Below are 15,191 nucleotides of genomic sequence, written 5' to 3' on the forward strand. Positions count from 1 at the left end.
TTACCGTAATACTGTCTTTTAACGTGTAGCAGCTTTCCTTAGTTCGATGGCGGCTTGCACCGCCGGCTCACTAAGCCGACTCTCAAGTTCACCCTCCTGGAGGGAGGCCGGAGTCGCCCGGGTGATATCGGCTGCCTCGCTCGCGCTGTCATTAGCTTGAGCCGGCTCTGTCTCCTCGCTTCGGGGCTCAATCCTGGTGGGCGGCTCGACCTCTATCCCTTCGACACTTTGAGCCAGCGTATCCGTAAGCTTTGCAGCGTTTTGAATATAGTTCGCCAATAACAGCGAGTGGTTGGCGAACATCCCGAAACCGGTTCCGTTGAGTATTACAGGGCTCCACACGCGGCGTTGAGCTAACTTGAGTTCTGCAATCAAACGACCAAGGGTTTCTTCATCGCCGGCCTTGGCAATCACGTCAGCGTAATCCTGTGCTACTGCCTGCAAGTAGTGCAGCAGGGCCCAGGTCTCCCCTCGGGCAACAAAGAACGTGTTGTCGATTTGAAGCCATGGAGTGGCGTCGGGCAATTCGCTTTCATCGACTCCCAGTTCACGCAGAGCTTCGGGATCATCGACACTGGCCGACAAGCGACGGGTCAGCTCATCGAGCCGTTGACCGGTCTCGCGCAGCCACTGCGCCAAGGCATCGCCGTTATCGGAAAAACCGGACATTCCCGGGTTGTTGAAGCTCAACAGGTAGCCATGAAGCGTAGTGAGTGCACGCCGGTAATGTTTCTCTGCACCTGGAAAGAGCCAGTCGCGACTATCGCTGTCGAGTGCGTCCGCGGCGGCGTTCAACAACGATGTATCACCGGCACCGAAGGTTGGCAAGGCCCCTGTGAGCAAGCGCGCCTGAGAAAGAACTCCGTACTCCCAGCTTGGCATGTTGTCCAGCCATACCCCGGGGGGCAGCTTGTCGTTGCGTATATAGCCGCCGGGCTTTTCGAGCAATGTCTCGATCGTTGTGTTCAGCGTCGCCGTCATTACCGTTCCACGCCCCTCGGGGGGCTCCGACTGTTCGCGCTGTTCGAACACCGCTTGCGTGACATCGAAATCATTCGGTCGCTGACTCCACCAGATGCCAAGCCCTATACAGATTACGAGGTAGAGCACCAGGAGTATCAACAATGGCTTCCATATCCATCCATACTCTGGGCGTTCGAGCACATCGGTACGGTATTTACGCTTGCGAAAGATTGCCATGTTCGCGACGTCCTCTGTGTGACGATTGATGAGTAATTCCTTGCCAAGAGTATCCTATCATGGGCATTCAGGGGCATTGACGATCTGCAACGGTAATTGCTGACCACAGGTCGACAAACACTGTTCGGTGAGACCTCATTTGCCCAGAGCATCACGACTGGACAAGCGCAACCTTTTTCGTCACACTCCGCCATCATTGGCTTATTTGGCGCCCAAGTGCGCCAATTTGCAGAATCCTGCCGCCATCTCAACGGATATAGAACAGGTTAACAGCGTCATTCAAGGACTCTCATGGCCCGAATTCTGGTACTCAACGGCCCTAACCTGAACCTGCTGGGCATACGCGAGCCTCACGTCTACGGCAGCGTTACTCTGGACGACATTCGCTTGCGCCTGACCAATTGCGCCCTTGATCAGGGCCACCAGCTCGACTGGCTGCAATCCAATGCCGAACACGAGTTGATCGAGCGCATTCATGCCGCGCGCAATGATGCCACCGACTTCATCCTGATCAACCCAGCCGCTTTTACTCATACCAGCGTGGCGCTGCGCGATGCATTGGTCGCCGTGGCATTGCCCTTCATCGAGCTGCATTTATCCAACGTGCATGCACGGGAACCGTTTCGTACTCACTCTTATTTTTCCGATGTGGCCGAAGGCGTCATCTGCGGCTTCGGGGCCGCCAGTTACGAACTGGCATTGAGTGCCGCTCTGCTGCATTTGGGCTCTTCCCCATCCTGAACCACCCCACTTCTTTTCATTCTCAAGAGACATCATCATGGATATCCGCAAGGTCAAGCGACTGATCGAACTGCTCGAAGAATCCGATATCAGCGAAATTGAAATACAAGAAGGTGAAGAATCGGTACGCATCAGTCGACATGGCCACGCTCATAGCCAACCGGTTCCCGCGCCAACCTGGGCCCCCTCGCCCGCCCTGCAGCCGGCACCCGCTGCAACGACCTCTATCGAGACCACCGAGTCTTCGGCGGCATCAGTAAATCTAACGGGCCACACTGTAACCTCTCCGATGGTGGGCACGTTCTACCGCGCTTCCGCACCCGGCGCCAAACCCTTCGCCGAAGTAGGTCAGCGCATCAAGAAAGGCGACCCTATCTGTATTGTCGAAGCGATGAAGATGATGAATCAGATCGATGCGGATCAGGATGGCGTTGTCGAAGCCATCCTGGTAGAGGACGGCGAACCGGTAGAATTCGACCAACCCATGCTGATCATTTCCTGACCAATGGACACCCCCATGCTGGACAAGGTACTCATCGCCAATCGAGGCGAGATCGCCCTGCGTATCCTGCGGGCTTGCAAGGAGCTGGGTATTCGCACCGTCGCCGTGCATTCCAAGGCCGATCGCGAACTGATGCACGTGCGCCTTGCGGATGAAGCGGTATGCATTGGTCCCGCCTCATCCGCCCAATCCTATCTCAACATTCCGGCGCTCATCAGTGCCGCCGAGGTGACCGATGCCAGCGCGATTCACCCTGGCTACGGTTTTCTTTCCGAGAATGCCAATTTCGCCGAGCAGGTCGAGCGCTCTGGGTTCGTATTCATCGGCCCTCGTGCCGAAACGATTCGCCTGATGGGCGACAAGGTCAGCGCCATCGCCGCCATGAAGGCGACAGGTGTACCGACAGTCCCCGGCTCCGACGGTCCGCTGCCCGATGATGACGATGAAGCAATACTCGCCACGGCTCAGCGCATCGGTTATCCGGTGATCATCAAGGCTGCGGCGGGCGGTGGTGGCCGCGGCATGCGTGTGGTGCACAGCGAAGAGAGTCTGCTCTCTTCAATCAGTGTGACCCGTAACGAGGCCAATGCAGCCTTCGGTGACGGTACGCTATACATGGAGAAATTTCTCGAGCGCCCTCGCCATGTCGAAATACAGGTGCTTGCCGATGGTCAAGGCAACGCCATCCATCTGTATGACCGCGACTGCTCCTTGCAGCGGCGCCATCAGAAGGTGCTCGAAGAAGCACCAGCGCCTCATATCGACCCGGATGCCCGCGCCCGAGTGCTCAAGTCCTGTACCGATGCCTGTATCGAGATCGGTTATCGCGGTGCCGGCACTTTCGAGTTCCTCTACGAGGATGGGGAATACTTTTTCATCGAAATGAACACACGTGTCCAGGTCGAACATCCTGTCACGGAAATGGTAACTGGCGTCGATATCGTAAAAGAACAGTTGCGTATCGCTTCCGGCTTGCCGCTGTCGGTCAAGCAAGAGGACGTCGTGCTTCATGGCCATGCCTTCGAGTGTCGTATCAATGCCGAAGATGCGCGCACCTTCATACCCTCTCCGGGCAAGGTCACGCTCTATCACGCCCCGGGGGGGCTTGGCGTGCGTATGGATTCCCATCTATACACCGGCTATACCGTACCGCCTTACTATGACTCCCTGATCGGCAAGCTGATCACCTGGGGCGAGGATCGCAGCATAGCCCTCACACGGATGCGTAATGCGCTGGATGAGCTTCTCGTGGATGGTATTCGCTCCAATATCGATCTACAGAAAGATCTTGTGCGCGATACGCATTTTCAAGAGGGGGGCGTGAATATCCACTACCTCGAGAAGAAGCTGGATAGCTGATCATGCCCTGGTTGCAACTCAAGGCCCGGGTCGCGCCCGAGCAAGCCGACATCCTGGAGGAATTGCTGATCGCCGAGGGCGCCTCGGCGATTACCCTGCAGGATGCTCACGATGATCCGGTCTTCGAGCCGGATCTCGGCACAACGCCGCTATGGCAAGAGACCGTGCTGACGGGGCTGTATGACGATCTCGATCATATCGAGGCCATGCTCGAACGTGTCCATCAAGCCTGGACGCTAGCCGTCGCCGATGATCCCTGTCCCGAAATCGAGTACGAGCTGCTCGACGATAGGGACTGGCAGCGCGAATGGATGGACAGCTTCGTCCCCTTGCAGATGGGCAAACGGCTGTGGATCGTCCCTAGCTGGCATGAAGCACCGGACCCGAGTGCGGTGAACCTGCTGCTCGATCCAGGCCTGGCCTTCGGTACCGGCACTCATCCGACGACAGCGCTGTGCCTGGAATGGCTCGACGAGCTTGCCGAAAAAATCGAATTTGATGGCAAGAACATTCTCGATTTTGGTTGCGGTTCCGGCATATTGGCCATCGCGGCGCTCAAGCTGGGTGTTACGGGTGCCCTGGGCACCGATATCGACCCCCAGGCACTTATCGCCAGTCGCGACAATGCCCGGCGCAACGACATCGTCGATTCGCAGTTCGAACTTTACCTCCCCGATCAACTGCCCGAAGAGGTGGAGAATATCGTTCTAGCCAACATTCTTGCCGGCCCTCTGATCGAACTCGCGCCGATCATCGCCGCTAGAGTGGCACCGGGCGGCCATCTCGTACTGTCAGGCATTCTGGCCAAACAGGCCGACGAGGTGCTGGATGCCTATCGCGATCAGGGCCTGCAGATGGAGTTACCTGTCGAACGCGAAGGCTGGGTACGCTTGAGCGGTTGCCGTCACGCCTGATGGCCTAGGGGCTGTTGACGTTTCATCGCGAACCGCGTTGCTGCATCAAAAGGTGCCAGTTAAGGCGCGGAACGCAGGGAAGGGTTATTCCCTTTTCAAGTTTCGCAACGCAGGATGGCGCTTTTTGATGCGCAACCCGAAGGGCTAGGCCAGCGCGGCCGTGAACGAAACATCAACAGACCCTAAGTATAATAGCCTTCAATCTTGGCCTTGCGATGGGTATCATGGCTTCCCTTCCTTGCCCGAGAATTCGAGTCACGATGCCCGCTACCGCCCGCGTCGAACCGCCTACTATCGGCCCTTATCGCCTATCCAACCGAGTGATACTGGCACCTATGGCCGGCGTTACCGATCGCCCTTTTCGCCAGCTGTGTCGCTCCCTGGGGGCTGGCCTGGTGGTGTCTGAAATGGTCACCGCGGACTCGAGCCTGTGGCACACGCGCAAGTCCCGTTCACGGCTCGATCATGCCGGCGAGCCCGGGCCACGGGCGGTGCAGATTGCCGGCGGCGATCCTCGCATGCTGGCCGAAGCGGCACGGCTCAATGCCGAGCGCGGCGCCCAGATCATCGATATCAACATGGGTTGCCCGGCAAAGAAGGTATGCAACAAGGCAGCGGGCTCTGCTCTTCTGCGAGATGAGCCTCTGGTTGCGGAGATACTTCATGCAGTGGTGAGTGCCGTTAGCGTTCCGGTAACGTTGAAAATACGTACCGGCTGGTGCAGTGACAGTATCAATGCGCTACGGATAGCCCGCTTGGCAGAAGAGAGCGGCATCCAGGCGCTTGCGGTACATGGCCGCACCCGGGAACAACGCTACTCCGGTGATGCAGAATATGACACCATCGCCGCCGTCAAAGCCACGGTCGGTATTCCGGTATTCGTTAATGGCGATATTACGTCGCCCGAGAAAGCCGCCCAGGTACTGAACTATACTGGTGCGGACGCGGCAATGGTCGGTCGTGGTGCCCAAGGCAACCCCTGGATATTTCGTCAAATCGATCATTATCTTCGTACTGGCGAACATCTTCCTGTACCAGATTGGTCAGAACGAGGACGTGTAATGAATCAACATCTCGACAACCTGTATGCGTTCTATGGTGATTACATGGGAGTGCGCATCGCGCGCAAGCATATCGGCTGGTATCTGAGTACTTGCGAAAATGCCAAAACGCTCAGGACAGGCTTCAATACCCTGGAGTCCAGGAGCGAACAACAGCATTTCGTCGAGTCGCTATGCCGACAGTTGCATTCAACACCCACGGCGAGGATCAGCGCAGCATGACCAGTTCAGCCTTTTCAACCACTCATATGAGCGATGAATACGCCGAGGTCTCGCCATGCCGCAAGCAAACGCTGCGGGAAGCCGTGGATGAGGCCATGCAGTCCTACTTCAATCATCTTGATGGCGGCAACGTCAGCGATCTTTATGCCATGGTCATGACCGAAGTCGAAGTGCCGCTACTCAGTGCCGTGATGGCGTATGCCGACGGTAACCAAACCCGAGCCGCGGACATGCTGGGGCTCAATCGCGGCACGCTGCGCAAAAAACTCAAGCAGTACGATCTGATCTGACGTACTTTCCGAAAGGGAGCTACCGACTGGCTCCTGCTTTCCCCCACTGCGACACTGGATTATCATGGCCGCATCCTCCTTTGATACTTCTTCAAGCATTTCTCCCCTGCCGGTGAAACGCGCGCTGATCAGCGTCTCCGACAAGACAGGCATCGTCGATTTCGCACGGCAGCTCAGCGAGCGTGGTATCGAGATATTATCCACCGGCGGTACTTATCGGCTACTCAGCGAGCACGGCATTCCGGTGACCGAGGTATCCGAGCATACCGGCTTTCCTGAAATCATGGAGGGGCGAGTCAAGACGCTACATCCCACCATTCACGGTGGCATTCTCGGTCGTCGTGGTGAGGACGACGAGGTGATGGCAAAGCATGACATTGCACCTATCGATCTCGTTGCAGTGAATCTTTACCCCTTTGCCGCCACCGTCGCCAAGCCCGACTGCACTCTGGTCGATGCCATCGAGAATATCGATATCGGTGGCCCCGCCATGCTGCGTGCCTGCGCCAAGAATCATGCCTACACGACGGTGGTGGTGAACAGCGACGACTATTCCCGGGTGCTGGATGAGTTGAAGTCTCACGAGGGCTCAGTCAGCGACGCCACCCGCTTCGATCTGGCGGTCAAAGCCTTCGAACACACCGCCGGCTACGATGGCGCCATCGCCAACTATCTCGGCAGCATGACCCAGGGTAACGAAAGCCGTTTTCCACGGACTTACAATCTACAGCTACACCAGAAGCAGTCGATGCGCTATGGCGAGAACCCGCACCAGCAAGCGGCGTTTTATGTCGAATCGGATGCCAGTGAGGCAAGCGCCGCCACCGCTTTACAGCGCCAAGGTAAGGCCCTTTCCTTCAACAACGTGGCGGATACCGATGCCGCTTTCGAGTGCGTGAAGGCCTTCACGGAAACCGCCTGCGTGATCGTCAAGCATGCCAATCCTTGCGGCGTGGCACTTGGCGAAAGCGCCTTGGACGCCTACGAGAAGGCCTTTGCAACGGACCCGACCAGCGCCTTTGGCGGCATCATTGCCTTCAACGTACCCTTGGATGCAGCGACAGCGCGGGCAATCATCGACCGGCAATTCGTCGAGGTCATTATCGCACCGGGCATCAGCGACGACGCTGCCGCTATCGTTGCCGAAAAGGCCAACGTGCGCCTGCTCGACACGGGTGACAATTGGCCAGGCGAGCGGCAACACGCCCATGACTTCAAGCGCGTCAACGGCGGATTGCTGGTTCAGGATCGCGACCTGGGCATGGTCGGGCGGGATGAGCTGAAAGTAGTGACCGAACGCGCGCCTTCCGAACAGGAACTACGCGACTTGGCCTTTGCCTGGAAGGTCGCCAAGTACGTCAAGTCCAACGCCATCGTCTATGTAAAGCAGGGCCAGACCATCGGCGTCGGCGCGGGCCAGATGAGCCGCGTTTATTCGGCACGCATTGCGGGAATCAAGGCGGCGGACGAAGGGCTCGAAGTGCCCGGTTCAGTGATGGCATCCGATGCCTTCTTTCCCTTTCGCGACGGCATCGACGCGGCCGCCGCTGCCGGCATCACTGCGGTGATTCAGCCCGGCGGCTCGATGCGCGATCAGGAAGTGATCGATGCGGCCAACGAGGCTGGGGTGGCGATGGTGTTCACGGGGATGCGTCACTTCAAGCATTGAGAACTCCTATCGCAACCTAGTGATGGCGGGGGAAGCCGCGGACAAGCCTTCACGAGGGCGCTGTGAACCCATCCTTGGGCGCTACTTTTGCCATCCCTGGCAAAAGACCCTCGTTTCGCCTTGTCTCCGGCACCCATCATCGCAGGTGTTTCAGGCGTAAAACAAACAGGGCAGCCAAGGCTGCCCTGTTTGTTTTCATCCGATAGATACTATCCCAGATCCATGCACAAATACTTGGTTTCCATAAACTCCTCCAACCCCTGATGACCGCCTTCCCGGCCCAGGCCGGACTCCTTGACGCCGCCGAAGGGCGCGGCCGCGTTCGAGATCAACCCTGTATTGATACCGATGATGCCGTATTCCAAGGCATCCGAGATATGCCATACGCGGCTTAAATCCTTCGAATAGAAATAAGCGGCAAGCCCGAAGGGAGTGTCGTTGGCCATCGCCACCGCATCTTCTTCATCGTCGAAGGGAAACACGGCGGAAAGTGGGCCGAAGGTCTCTTCCTTGGCTACCAGCATGTCCTGATTGGCATTGCTCACCAGGGTGGGGGTGAAAAAATTGCCGCCCAATGGATGTCGATGCCCCCCCAGCAACAACTCGGCGCCCTTCTCCACGGCGTCATCGATGTGCCGGCTGACCTTCTCGACGCCATTGCTATCGATCAGCGGGCCGATATTGACACCCTCCTGGGTACCGTCACCGACTTTCAGTTCACTGTTCATCGCCGCCGCCAGCTTCTCGCAGAAGGCATTGACCACGCTTGACTGAACCAGAAAGCGATTGACACAGACGCAGGTCTGCCCCGCATTACGGAACTTGGAAGCCATCGCACCTTCCACCGCCGCGTCCAGGTCCGCATCCTCGAACACAATGAAGGGTGCATTGCCTCCAAGCTCCAGAGAGATCTTCTGGATATGCTGTGATGCTTGGGCCATCAAGGAGCGTCCTACCTCGGTAGAGCCGGTAAAGGTGATCTTGCGCACTACCGGCGACTCCGTCAGCGCCGCTGCGATTTCACTTGCCGCTCCCGGCACCACATTGAACACGCCGCGGGGTACGCCGGCGCGTTCGGCCAAAAGCGCCAAGGCCGTGGCGGAGAAGGGTGTCTGGCTTGCCGGCTTGACGACAATTGGACAGCCGGCAGCCAGGGCCGCCCCTACCTTGCGGGTAATCATTGCCGCGGGAAAATTCCAGGGCGTAATGGCGCCGACGACACCCACTGGCTGCTTGGTCACCACGATGCGCTGATTGCTCTTCGCAGCGGGAACGGTTTCGCCATAGGCGCGCCGGGCCTCTTCAGCGAACCAGCGCAGAAAGCTCGCCGCATAGACGATTTCTCCGGTTGCCTCTTTGAGCGGCTTGCCCTGCTCCAGGGTCATGATCATGGCCAACTCGTCCTGATGCTCAAGCATCAGGTCATACCACTTCATCAAAATATCGGCTCGCTCCTGGGCGGTCAGCCCACGCCATGCAGGAAAGGCAGCCTCGGCGGCGTTGATGGCACGCTCGGTTTCGACTCGCCCGAGACGTGGCACGGTGCCGATCGTCTTGCCAGTCGCCGGGTTATCGACCTCGATCTGCTCACCGCTGTCGGCAGCGACCCAATTACCATCGATATACGCAAACGGACGAAACAGTGGGCAATTCTGAAGGGCTTCCATGGCATGCTCCTATACGTGTAGCGGTGTCGGCTGCACTGGCAGCCGCTCAAGAGTGACTGTTACTTTGATTCTTCGACCGGGTCGGCGGTGGCTTGTGATGAATCGAGATGGGGCCTGGACGCGGGTTCTACCAGTAAGGATAGCGTAGCCACACAAAGTGCCAACAGGATAGCAGCCAGGCAAAGCCCCTTGCCCTTGTAACGCTCCGGCGTCTTGCGTATCTGGTACAGTCCTAGTAGGGCAAGAAGTATGGCCAGGGCTTCTAGGAAGGGTGCCAAGGTATCGAAGAAAAGCCCTAGCATCGCAATGACGATCGCCGCAATGGCGCAGCTGGCATAGCGACGGGATTCGTTGGTTATGCCCTGAACCGTCTCATGAGCGGCAACCTTTCGTCTGGCGCGACGCTGTCGCTCGGGCAGGTTGAATACTTGCATCGCTTTGCCATCGCGCACTTCGAAAGATACGTGGGTCTCTGGCCCGGGTAAGCCCCGGCCACGCCATTGCACCAGAGAAAAGGCATAACGTTGGCCCTGCTCGTCTGCAACGATACCTTCTTGCATTCGATCATCGAAAGCCACGATTGTGCCATTCACCGTCGCATCCCCTGGGCCCGCCTTGATCCATCCCTATAAATCACGAGCGTTAGCGGCCGTTGACCAGCATCAAGAATTCCTGGCGTGTGCTTTGATTGCCCCGAAAACTTCCCAGCATCACCGAACTGGTCATGCTGGAATTCTGCTTTTCGACGCCACGCATCATCATGCACATGTGGCGCGCCTCGATCACCACGGCAACGCCGCGAGCCTCCGTCACCTGCTGCACCGCGTCGGCAATCTGGCGCGTAAGGTCTTCCTGAATCTGTAGCCGACGGGCATACATATCGACGATACGCGCAAACTTCGACAGCCCCAGCACCTTGCCTCCGGGCATGTAGGCAATATGACATTTACCGATGAACGGCAGCATATGGTGCTCGCAAAGCGAGTAGAGCTCGATATCCTTGACCAGCACCATTTCATCCGTATCCGAGACGAAAACTGCGCCATTGACCAGCTCTTCCAGGGATTGGCCATACCCCTGGGTAAGAAACTGTATTGCTTTGGCGGCACGCATCGGTGTATCGCGGAGCCCTTCGCGGGTAGTGTCTTCGCCAATGCCGGCAATGATGTCGCGGTAATGATTGGCAAGTTCTTCAGTCATCGATTGTGCCTGTTGAGATGTCGTCTAATAAGAGCTTCACAAGATACGGCAGCGCGCATCGGATAGCAGTCATGAACGGATTCTAACCCAGTCGCGTTTCTCATGCAGTGGCAGTGCGCGTCCGGCGCGGACGCCTACTATGGCGGCGATCTGTCACAGCGAGTGGATACCAGATCAATAGCGCCTATGCTAAAGTGAAAACCACTCATTTACCGTCCCGGACGGGGTTCAAACCCTACGACGAGAACGATTGACATGTTGAAAAAGATCCTCTGCCTTTGGCTGGCTGCATTGGCATCACCTGTTTTCGCTGCAGAAGCAACACTTGATCTACCAGCGGATACACGCATTGATGTCCAGGTAATCGATCGCATCATTCTCGATGACAGCCAGGAAGCAATGACGGATGTCCTGCTACGACCAGTAACGCGAAACGAGGATGCTTCAACCGAGCCCCTCCCTCACTACTGCTTGATCACCGCCAGTGCGCGCTTGAACGATCGTCGCGTCAGACTCACTACCGAATCGGTCACCTGCATCGATGCCGAAGATGACTCGCCGGCGATCTACAGTGGTGAACTGTCTGCGGCGGCTTTCGAAAACGATGGAAATTTTGGCCTGGATACCTGCACCAACGAGCAGGATGGTCGTTGCACAAAGGCCGTGATCGAGCCTGAGCACTATTTTCAGCTAAATGTGGGCAAGGATACCCATATCACTGCTCAGGAAAACCCCTCGGCAGACCTCAACCGCCAGCGCCGTCAGGCAGACGGTGAAGGCGTTGCCAACCCGATACCTTCCGATCGTCCCGAACCGGATAACAGCGCCCAGTAAAGGCACCCATACCTCTTTGCCTTGCAGAAGGACGATTCAGCCTCCTGCATGCAAGCCTTCCGATTCAGGCTAGCCAACGCGGTTTTTCCAGCAGCAGGCGCTGTTGTTCGAGAGTGCGTATGTGTTGGTCCCAGTACGCCTCATCAGCAACCCAGGGAAAAGCGCGCGGAAACGCCGGGTCCTGCCAGCGCGCCACCAGCCAAGCGCTGTAACGCATCAAGCGTAGCGTTCGCAGCGGTTCGATCCATTCTAGTTGGCGACGATCAAACGGCATGTTTTCTTCATACCCTTCGAGCAACTCACTGAGTTGCAGGCGCATCTCATGTTCATTCTGCGCTGTCAGCATCATCCATAGATCCTGAACCGCGGGGGCCATAGCACAATCATCGAAATCGACTAGGGTGAAATCGTCATCACGACCCAGAATATTGCCCAGATGACAGTCGCCATGTACACGAATCGCTGCCTGGATGGGCCACACGCTGCGCGTCAGCAGCTGTTGCAGCGACTCGCTCACCCGGGCATAGGCTCGGCGCTGGGAACGGGTGAGCCACGTGCCTTCCAACACACGTTCGCGACTACTCTTGGCCAGGCTCAGTGGCTCCATCCTGGGTCGAACAGTGAACACGTGTTGACTCGATACCGCATGAAGGCGGCCTATCAGCTCGCCTACCGCGAACAAATGACCCGGGTTATCCAGCTCCGGGGCTTGACCTGGCACATGAGGAAATAAAGCAAAATAGAAACCATGAGCCCGGTGCAGGCTATTGCCTTGCCCATCCCGCCAGGGCGCTGCAACGGCCACGCCAGCGTTTTCGAGTTCATCGAGAAAGCAGTGCTCCTCGCGTAGCTGTGCTTCGCTCCAGCGCTCGGGGCGATAGAACTTCGCGACCCAACGTTGCCGGTCGTCGTCACTGAGCAGAAATACGCGATTCTCGTAGCTGTTCAGTGCAAAGGGCTCACTGGCTATCCATAGCCCGAGTCCTTCGATAGCATCGACGATGCGCCCGGGCGTCAAACTATCGAAGGGGTGCTGGTTTGCAATGGCCATGCTCGCTCCTAAAGAGGAAATGGACCTCATGCTACCAGATCAAGAAGACGTCAATGGCGTTCGTGCTGCAGCCCAGGCTTCGACGCGACTCGCGCCAGCAATACTGCAGGCCTTGGCAAGCCCATCCAATGAAGCGCCGGTGGTCATGATGTCGTCCACTACAGCAACATGAGCCGGGAGCGCGACATCGATCGCGAACGCATCCTGCACGTTGCGCAACCTCGCTGAGCGATCGAGACCCCGCTGGGTAGGGGTGCGGCGAGCACGCCTTGCTACCAGGCAATGTATTTCCAGGCGCCGTGCCAAGTGCTGTGTTATCCACAATGCTTGATCGAAACCGAACTCTCTGGCGCGCAAAGGATGGCGTGGCACCGCAATCAGCGCTTGAGGAAGCTCATGGGGAAGCAGCCGTTGCAAGCCTGCATGCATTAGATCGACGAGCAAGGCGCCAGCACGCGGATCCGCGTTGAACTTGAAGCGCTGTATCAGTAGCGCCACTTCTCCCTCGTAGCGCAATCCAACTCGCGCACTGTCATACGCCGGCGGCTGTTTCAAGCAGTGGCCACATAGGGAGTAAGCGTCACCTGAAAACGGCTCTGCACACTGGTGACAGGCATGATGATTCCAGGGCAAGGCCCTGAAGCACTCATCGCACCAAGGCTGACCAGACATGGGCAATGCGAGGCAAAAGGCACAGTGTCCGGGTAGCAGATGTTTTAGCCCAAGGTCAGCGTGCCGCAGCACTCTGAAACCCCACTTCCTACCTGTACCGAGCAACGATCTGTCCAGGTTCATCTGCCAGCACTATCAAGCTAGCTATTAACGCAACTGTCAGTGCACTGCGATTATCGTGACAAAATGCAAAAGTCGATTGACTTGCCATAGAGCGCCCGTAAAATACCTACGGTTCTTACCCGTAGCGGATGTGGTGGAATTGGTAGACACGCTAGATTTAGGTTCTAGTGCCGAAAGGTGTGGGAGTTCGAGTCTCCCCATCCGCACCATACCGTCGCGATCTTATTGCTCACGACGGCTTCTGGCGAGCTAAACACGTAAGTAGCGCTTACTCGCACCACTGATCGTATAGATTCCGATGATCCGGATGACCTGTCCGCGCTCCCTTGGGCGCATCAAATAACTCCTGCTTACGCCATTCGTTCACGGCCTCACAGTATCTTTCCTGCTCCGGGGTCAATGGTATGACGGCTTCGGCTCCAGAATCGACGAAAGCCAGAACGACGCCAAGAAAAACGACAACTCCCCCCAAATACATCAAAAGTTTCATTGTTTTATCCCTATTCCCTTGCGTTTTATGAGCGGTATCTAAAATCCACTCTGGCATCAGGTTACCCAAGCATACGCAATGGTAAAATAGGGTAACGACGCATTTCATGCGCCGTTTACGTTTCTTAACTAATGATTTAGATCTATTGTTTTGAGAGGCTAATACCGCCATACCAATAACTGGCCTGGGGATTAATTCGTTTTCCAATAATGAACAAACGAATAAGTTTGAGCCTTTTACTGCTTGTCGCCGACGGTATCCGCGGCGTAAGCGCCTCGCTCCCCTTTCGATTGCGGCTTTCCAGCAGTTGTGTCGTGACGGGTCTGACGCTCCATTTCGCTATTCAGCTCTGCTCCCAAAAGAGCAATGAATGCCGAAAGCCAGAACCACATGAGAAGAATGACAACCGCACCCAGGGATCCATAAGTCTCGTTGTAGCTTGAAAAATTACGTACGTAGATGGAAAAAGCGATCGATCCTGCAATCCAGAGCAAGACAGCCACGACTGACCCAACGCTGGTCCATTGCCAGCGAGGCCTGGAGCGATCTGCTGCGTAACGATAGAGTATTGCTAGAGCAATAATTAATACGACAAACAGCAAGGGCCAACGAATGATATTGGCTGCCGTACTGATCAACTCTGGAAGGCCTAGCGCTTTAACCACTATCGGAATGACGATTATAGTTCCCAGTGCAACGATAGCTATCAACATGGCACCGAAAGTGAGTATCAATTTTACCGCATTCTTTTTAAAGAACCCGCGGGTCTCTTCTTCGTCATAGATGATATTCAACCCTTCCATCAGTGCCTGGGTACCCTTGGAGGCACTATAGATCGTCAACAGCAACCCGCCTATGGCCGCAAGCCCGATGCCTGTGCCGGCATTGGAACTGGCTTTCTGTACTTGCTGCTTGATTATGTCGGCTGCTTGTGAAGGCAAGAGTTGGCTAATTGAGGAAATCTGCTGAGAAATTTGTTGCGGATCAAACGCCAGGCTCCACAAGGAAATCAGCGCAACAATAGCAGGAAAAATGGCCAGTAAGCCGTAAAAGGCTATTCCAGCAGCAACGATGCTGACATGATCCCGGCTTATTTCGCCCATGACGCGCTTGAGAACGTCGAACCATCCTGAGCTTGGAATCTCTGACGGTTTCTTCGCTTCACGTCCACGTTCGGTTTCCTTTCGAGCGCTCAT

Annotated in this window: 16 protein-coding genes and 1 tRNA gene; 9 read left to right on the plus strand and 8 right to left on the minus strand. The window is 56.5% G+C overall.

Annotated features, from left to right (window positions below):
* Window positions 1-18: 18 nt before the first annotated feature.
* Complete coding sequence (locus H7850_RS06135; RefSeq protein ID WP_227368645.1) at window positions 19-1,200, minus strand: DUF2333 family protein; 1,182 nt, start codon at window positions 1,198-1,200, stop codon at window positions 19-21.
* Window positions 1,201-1,491: 291 nt separating this feature from the next.
* Between H7850_RS06135 and aroQ the strand changes: the two genes are divergently transcribed.
* The 7 genes from aroQ to purH all read left to right on the plus strand — a co-directional run bounded on the left by aroQ (window position 1,492) and on the right by purH (window position 7,958).
* Window positions 1,492-1,941: a type II 3-dehydroquinate dehydratase gene (aroQ, locus tag H7850_RS06140; protein WP_227368646.1), complete on the plus strand. Its 450-nt coding sequence runs from the start codon at window positions 1,492-1,494 to the stop codon at window positions 1,939-1,941.
* 37 nt (window positions 1,942-1,978) lie between these two features.
* Window positions 1,979-2,443: an acetyl-CoA carboxylase biotin carboxyl carrier protein gene (gene accB, locus H7850_RS06145; RefSeq protein WP_227368647.1), complete on the plus strand. Its 465-nt coding sequence runs from the start codon at window positions 1,979-1,981 to the stop codon at window positions 2,441-2,443.
* 15 nt (window positions 2,444-2,458) lie between these two features.
* Complete coding sequence (accC, locus tag H7850_RS06150) at window positions 2,459-3,802, plus strand: acetyl-CoA carboxylase biotin carboxylase subunit (RefSeq protein ID WP_227368648.1); 1,344 nt, start codon at window positions 2,459-2,461, stop codon at window positions 3,800-3,802.
* A 2-nt stretch (window positions 3,803-3,804) separates the two neighbouring features.
* On the plus strand, window positions 3,805-4,716 hold the full coding sequence (gene prmA / locus H7850_RS06155; RefSeq protein WP_227368649.1) for a 50S ribosomal protein L11 methyltransferase: 912 nt from the start codon (window positions 3,805-3,807) through the stop codon (window positions 4,714-4,716).
* A gap of 260 nt (window positions 4,717-4,976) precedes the next feature.
* Entirely contained in the window at window positions 4,977-5,999 is a 1,023-nt protein-coding gene (gene dusB / locus H7850_RS06160) for a tRNA dihydrouridine synthase DusB (RefSeq protein WP_227368650.1), read from the plus strand.
* A gap of 26 nt (window positions 6,000-6,025) precedes the next feature.
* On the plus strand, window positions 6,026-6,289 hold the full coding sequence (gene fis / locus H7850_RS06165; RefSeq protein WP_227369161.1) for a DNA-binding transcriptional regulator Fis: 264 nt from the start codon (window positions 6,026-6,028) through the stop codon (window positions 6,287-6,289).
* A gap of 64 nt (window positions 6,290-6,353) precedes the next feature.
* Entirely contained in the window at window positions 6,354-7,958 is a 1,605-nt protein-coding gene (gene purH / locus H7850_RS06170; protein WP_227368651.1) for a bifunctional phosphoribosylaminoimidazolecarboxamide formyltransferase/IMP cyclohydrolase, read from the plus strand.
* Between the two features lie 209 nt (window positions 7,959-8,167).
* Here purH and H7850_RS06175 read toward each other — a convergent pair whose 3' ends face one another.
* Genes H7850_RS06175 through folE form a run of 3 tightly spaced genes read right to left on the minus strand, consistent with a single transcriptional unit; the run spans window position 8,168 to window position 10,825 of the window.
* On the minus strand, window positions 8,168-9,625 hold the full coding sequence (locus tag H7850_RS06175) for an NAD-dependent succinate-semialdehyde dehydrogenase (protein WP_227368652.1): 1,458 nt from the start codon (window positions 9,623-9,625) through the stop codon (window positions 8,168-8,170).
* A 59-nt stretch (window positions 9,626-9,684) separates the two neighbouring features.
* The gene (locus H7850_RS06180) at window positions 9,685-10,218 is read right to left on the minus strand and encodes a hypothetical protein (protein WP_227368653.1); all 534 of its coding nucleotides are present in this window, start codon (window positions 10,216-10,218) and stop codon (window positions 9,685-9,687) included.
* A 49-nt stretch (window positions 10,219-10,267) separates the two neighbouring features.
* The gene (gene folE / locus H7850_RS06185) at window positions 10,268-10,825 is read right to left on the minus strand and encodes a GTP cyclohydrolase I FolE (protein ID WP_227368654.1); all 558 of its coding nucleotides are present in this window, start codon (window positions 10,823-10,825) and stop codon (window positions 10,268-10,270) included.
* A 255-nt stretch (window positions 10,826-11,080) separates the two neighbouring features.
* Here folE and H7850_RS06190 point away from each other — a divergent pair, with 255 nt between their 5' ends.
* Window positions 11,081-11,659: a hypothetical protein gene (locus H7850_RS06190; RefSeq protein WP_227368655.1), complete on the plus strand. Its 579-nt coding sequence runs from the start codon at window positions 11,081-11,083 to the stop codon at window positions 11,657-11,659.
* Window positions 11,660-11,723: 64 nt separating this feature from the next.
* On the opposite strand, the gene H7850_RS06195 is transcribed toward H7850_RS06190, so the two are convergent.
* Window positions 11,724-12,710: a serine/threonine protein kinase gene (locus tag H7850_RS06195; RefSeq protein ID WP_227368656.1), complete on the minus strand. Its 987-nt coding sequence runs from the start codon at window positions 12,708-12,710 to the stop codon at window positions 11,724-11,726.
* A 39-nt stretch (window positions 12,711-12,749) separates the two neighbouring features.
* Window positions 12,750-13,505, minus strand: coding sequence for a double zinc ribbon domain-containing protein (locus H7850_RS06200; RefSeq protein WP_413614144.1), 756 nt, complete (start codon window positions 13,503-13,505; stop codon window positions 12,750-12,752).
* A gap of 124 nt (window positions 13,506-13,629) precedes the next feature.
* Here H7850_RS06200 and H7850_RS06205 point away from each other — a divergent pair.
* A tRNA-Leu gene (locus tag H7850_RS06205) sits at window positions 13,630-13,714 on the plus strand.
* 59 nt (window positions 13,715-13,773) lie between these two features.
* Here the strand turns inward: H7850_RS06205 and H7850_RS06210 are convergent.
* A complete protein-coding gene (locus tag H7850_RS06210) occupies window positions 13,774-13,995 on the minus strand; it encodes a hypothetical protein (RefSeq protein ID WP_227368658.1) in 222 nt (73 codons plus the stop codon).
* 236 nt (window positions 13,996-14,231) lie between these two features.
* Window positions 14,232-15,191 (minus strand): YihY/virulence factor BrkB family protein, encoded by a 960-nt coding sequence (locus H7850_RS06215; protein ID WP_227368659.1) that lies wholly within the window; start codon window positions 15,189-15,191, stop codon window positions 14,232-14,234.

The organism is Halomonas sp. M20, assembly GCF_020622265.1.
GTDB lineage: Bacteria > Pseudomonadota > Gammaproteobacteria > Pseudomonadales > Halomonadaceae > Modicisalibacter.

What these genes read in the sequence shown, in the direction of transcription:
- H7850_RS06135 (WP_227368645.1), bottom strand. Translation starts at nt 1,200, where the DNA reads ATGGCAATCTTTCGCAAGCGTAAATACCGTACCGATGTGCTCGAACGC.
- aroQ (WP_227368646.1), top strand. Translation starts at nt 1,492, where the DNA reads ATGGCCCGAATTCTGGTACTCAACGGCCCTAACCTGAACCTGCTGGGC.
- accB (WP_227368647.1), top strand. Translation starts at nt 1,979, where the DNA reads ATGGATATCCGCAAGGTCAAGCGACTGATCGAACTGCTCGAAGAATCC.
- accC (WP_227368648.1), top strand. Translation starts at nt 2,459, where the DNA reads ATGCTGGACAAGGTACTCATCGCCAATCGAGGCGAGATCGCCCTGCGT.
- prmA (WP_227368649.1), top strand. Translation starts at nt 3,805, where the DNA reads ATGCCCTGGTTGCAACTCAAGGCCCGGGTCGCGCCCGAGCAAGCCGAC.
- dusB (WP_227368650.1), top strand. Translation starts at nt 4,977, where the DNA reads ATGCCCGCTACCGCCCGCGTCGAACCGCCTACTATCGGCCCTTATCGC.
- fis (WP_227369161.1), top strand. Translation starts at nt 6,026, where the DNA reads ATGAGCGATGAATACGCCGAGGTCTCGCCATGCCGCAAGCAAACGCTG.
- purH (WP_227368651.1), top strand. Translation starts at nt 6,354, where the DNA reads ATGGCCGCATCCTCCTTTGATACTTCTTCAAGCATTTCTCCCCTGCCG.
- H7850_RS06175 (WP_227368652.1), bottom strand. Translation starts at nt 9,625, where the DNA reads ATGGAAGCCCTTCAGAATTGCCCACTGTTTCGTCCGTTTGCGTATATC.
- folE (WP_227368654.1), bottom strand. Translation starts at nt 10,825, where the DNA reads ATGACTGAAGAACTTGCCAATCATTACCGCGACATCATTGCCGGCATT.
- H7850_RS06190 (WP_227368655.1), top strand. Translation starts at nt 11,081, where the DNA reads ATGTTGAAAAAGATCCTCTGCCTTTGGCTGGCTGCATTGGCATCACCT.
- H7850_RS06195 (WP_227368656.1), bottom strand. Translation starts at nt 12,710, where the DNA reads ATGGCCATTGCAAACCAGCACCCCTTCGATAGTTTGACGCCCGGGCGC.
- H7850_RS06200 (WP_413614144.1), bottom strand. Translation starts at nt 13,505, where the DNA reads ATGAACCTGGACAGATCGTTGCTCGGTACAGGTAGGAAGTGGGGTTTC.
- H7850_RS06210 (WP_227368658.1), bottom strand. Translation starts at nt 13,995, where the DNA reads ATGAAACTTTTGATGTATTTGGGGGGAGTTGTCGTTTTTCTTGGCGTC.
- H7850_RS06215 (WP_227368659.1), bottom strand. Translation starts at nt 15,191, where the DNA reads ATGAGCGCTCGAAAGGAAACCGAACGTGGACGTGAAGCGAAGAAACCG.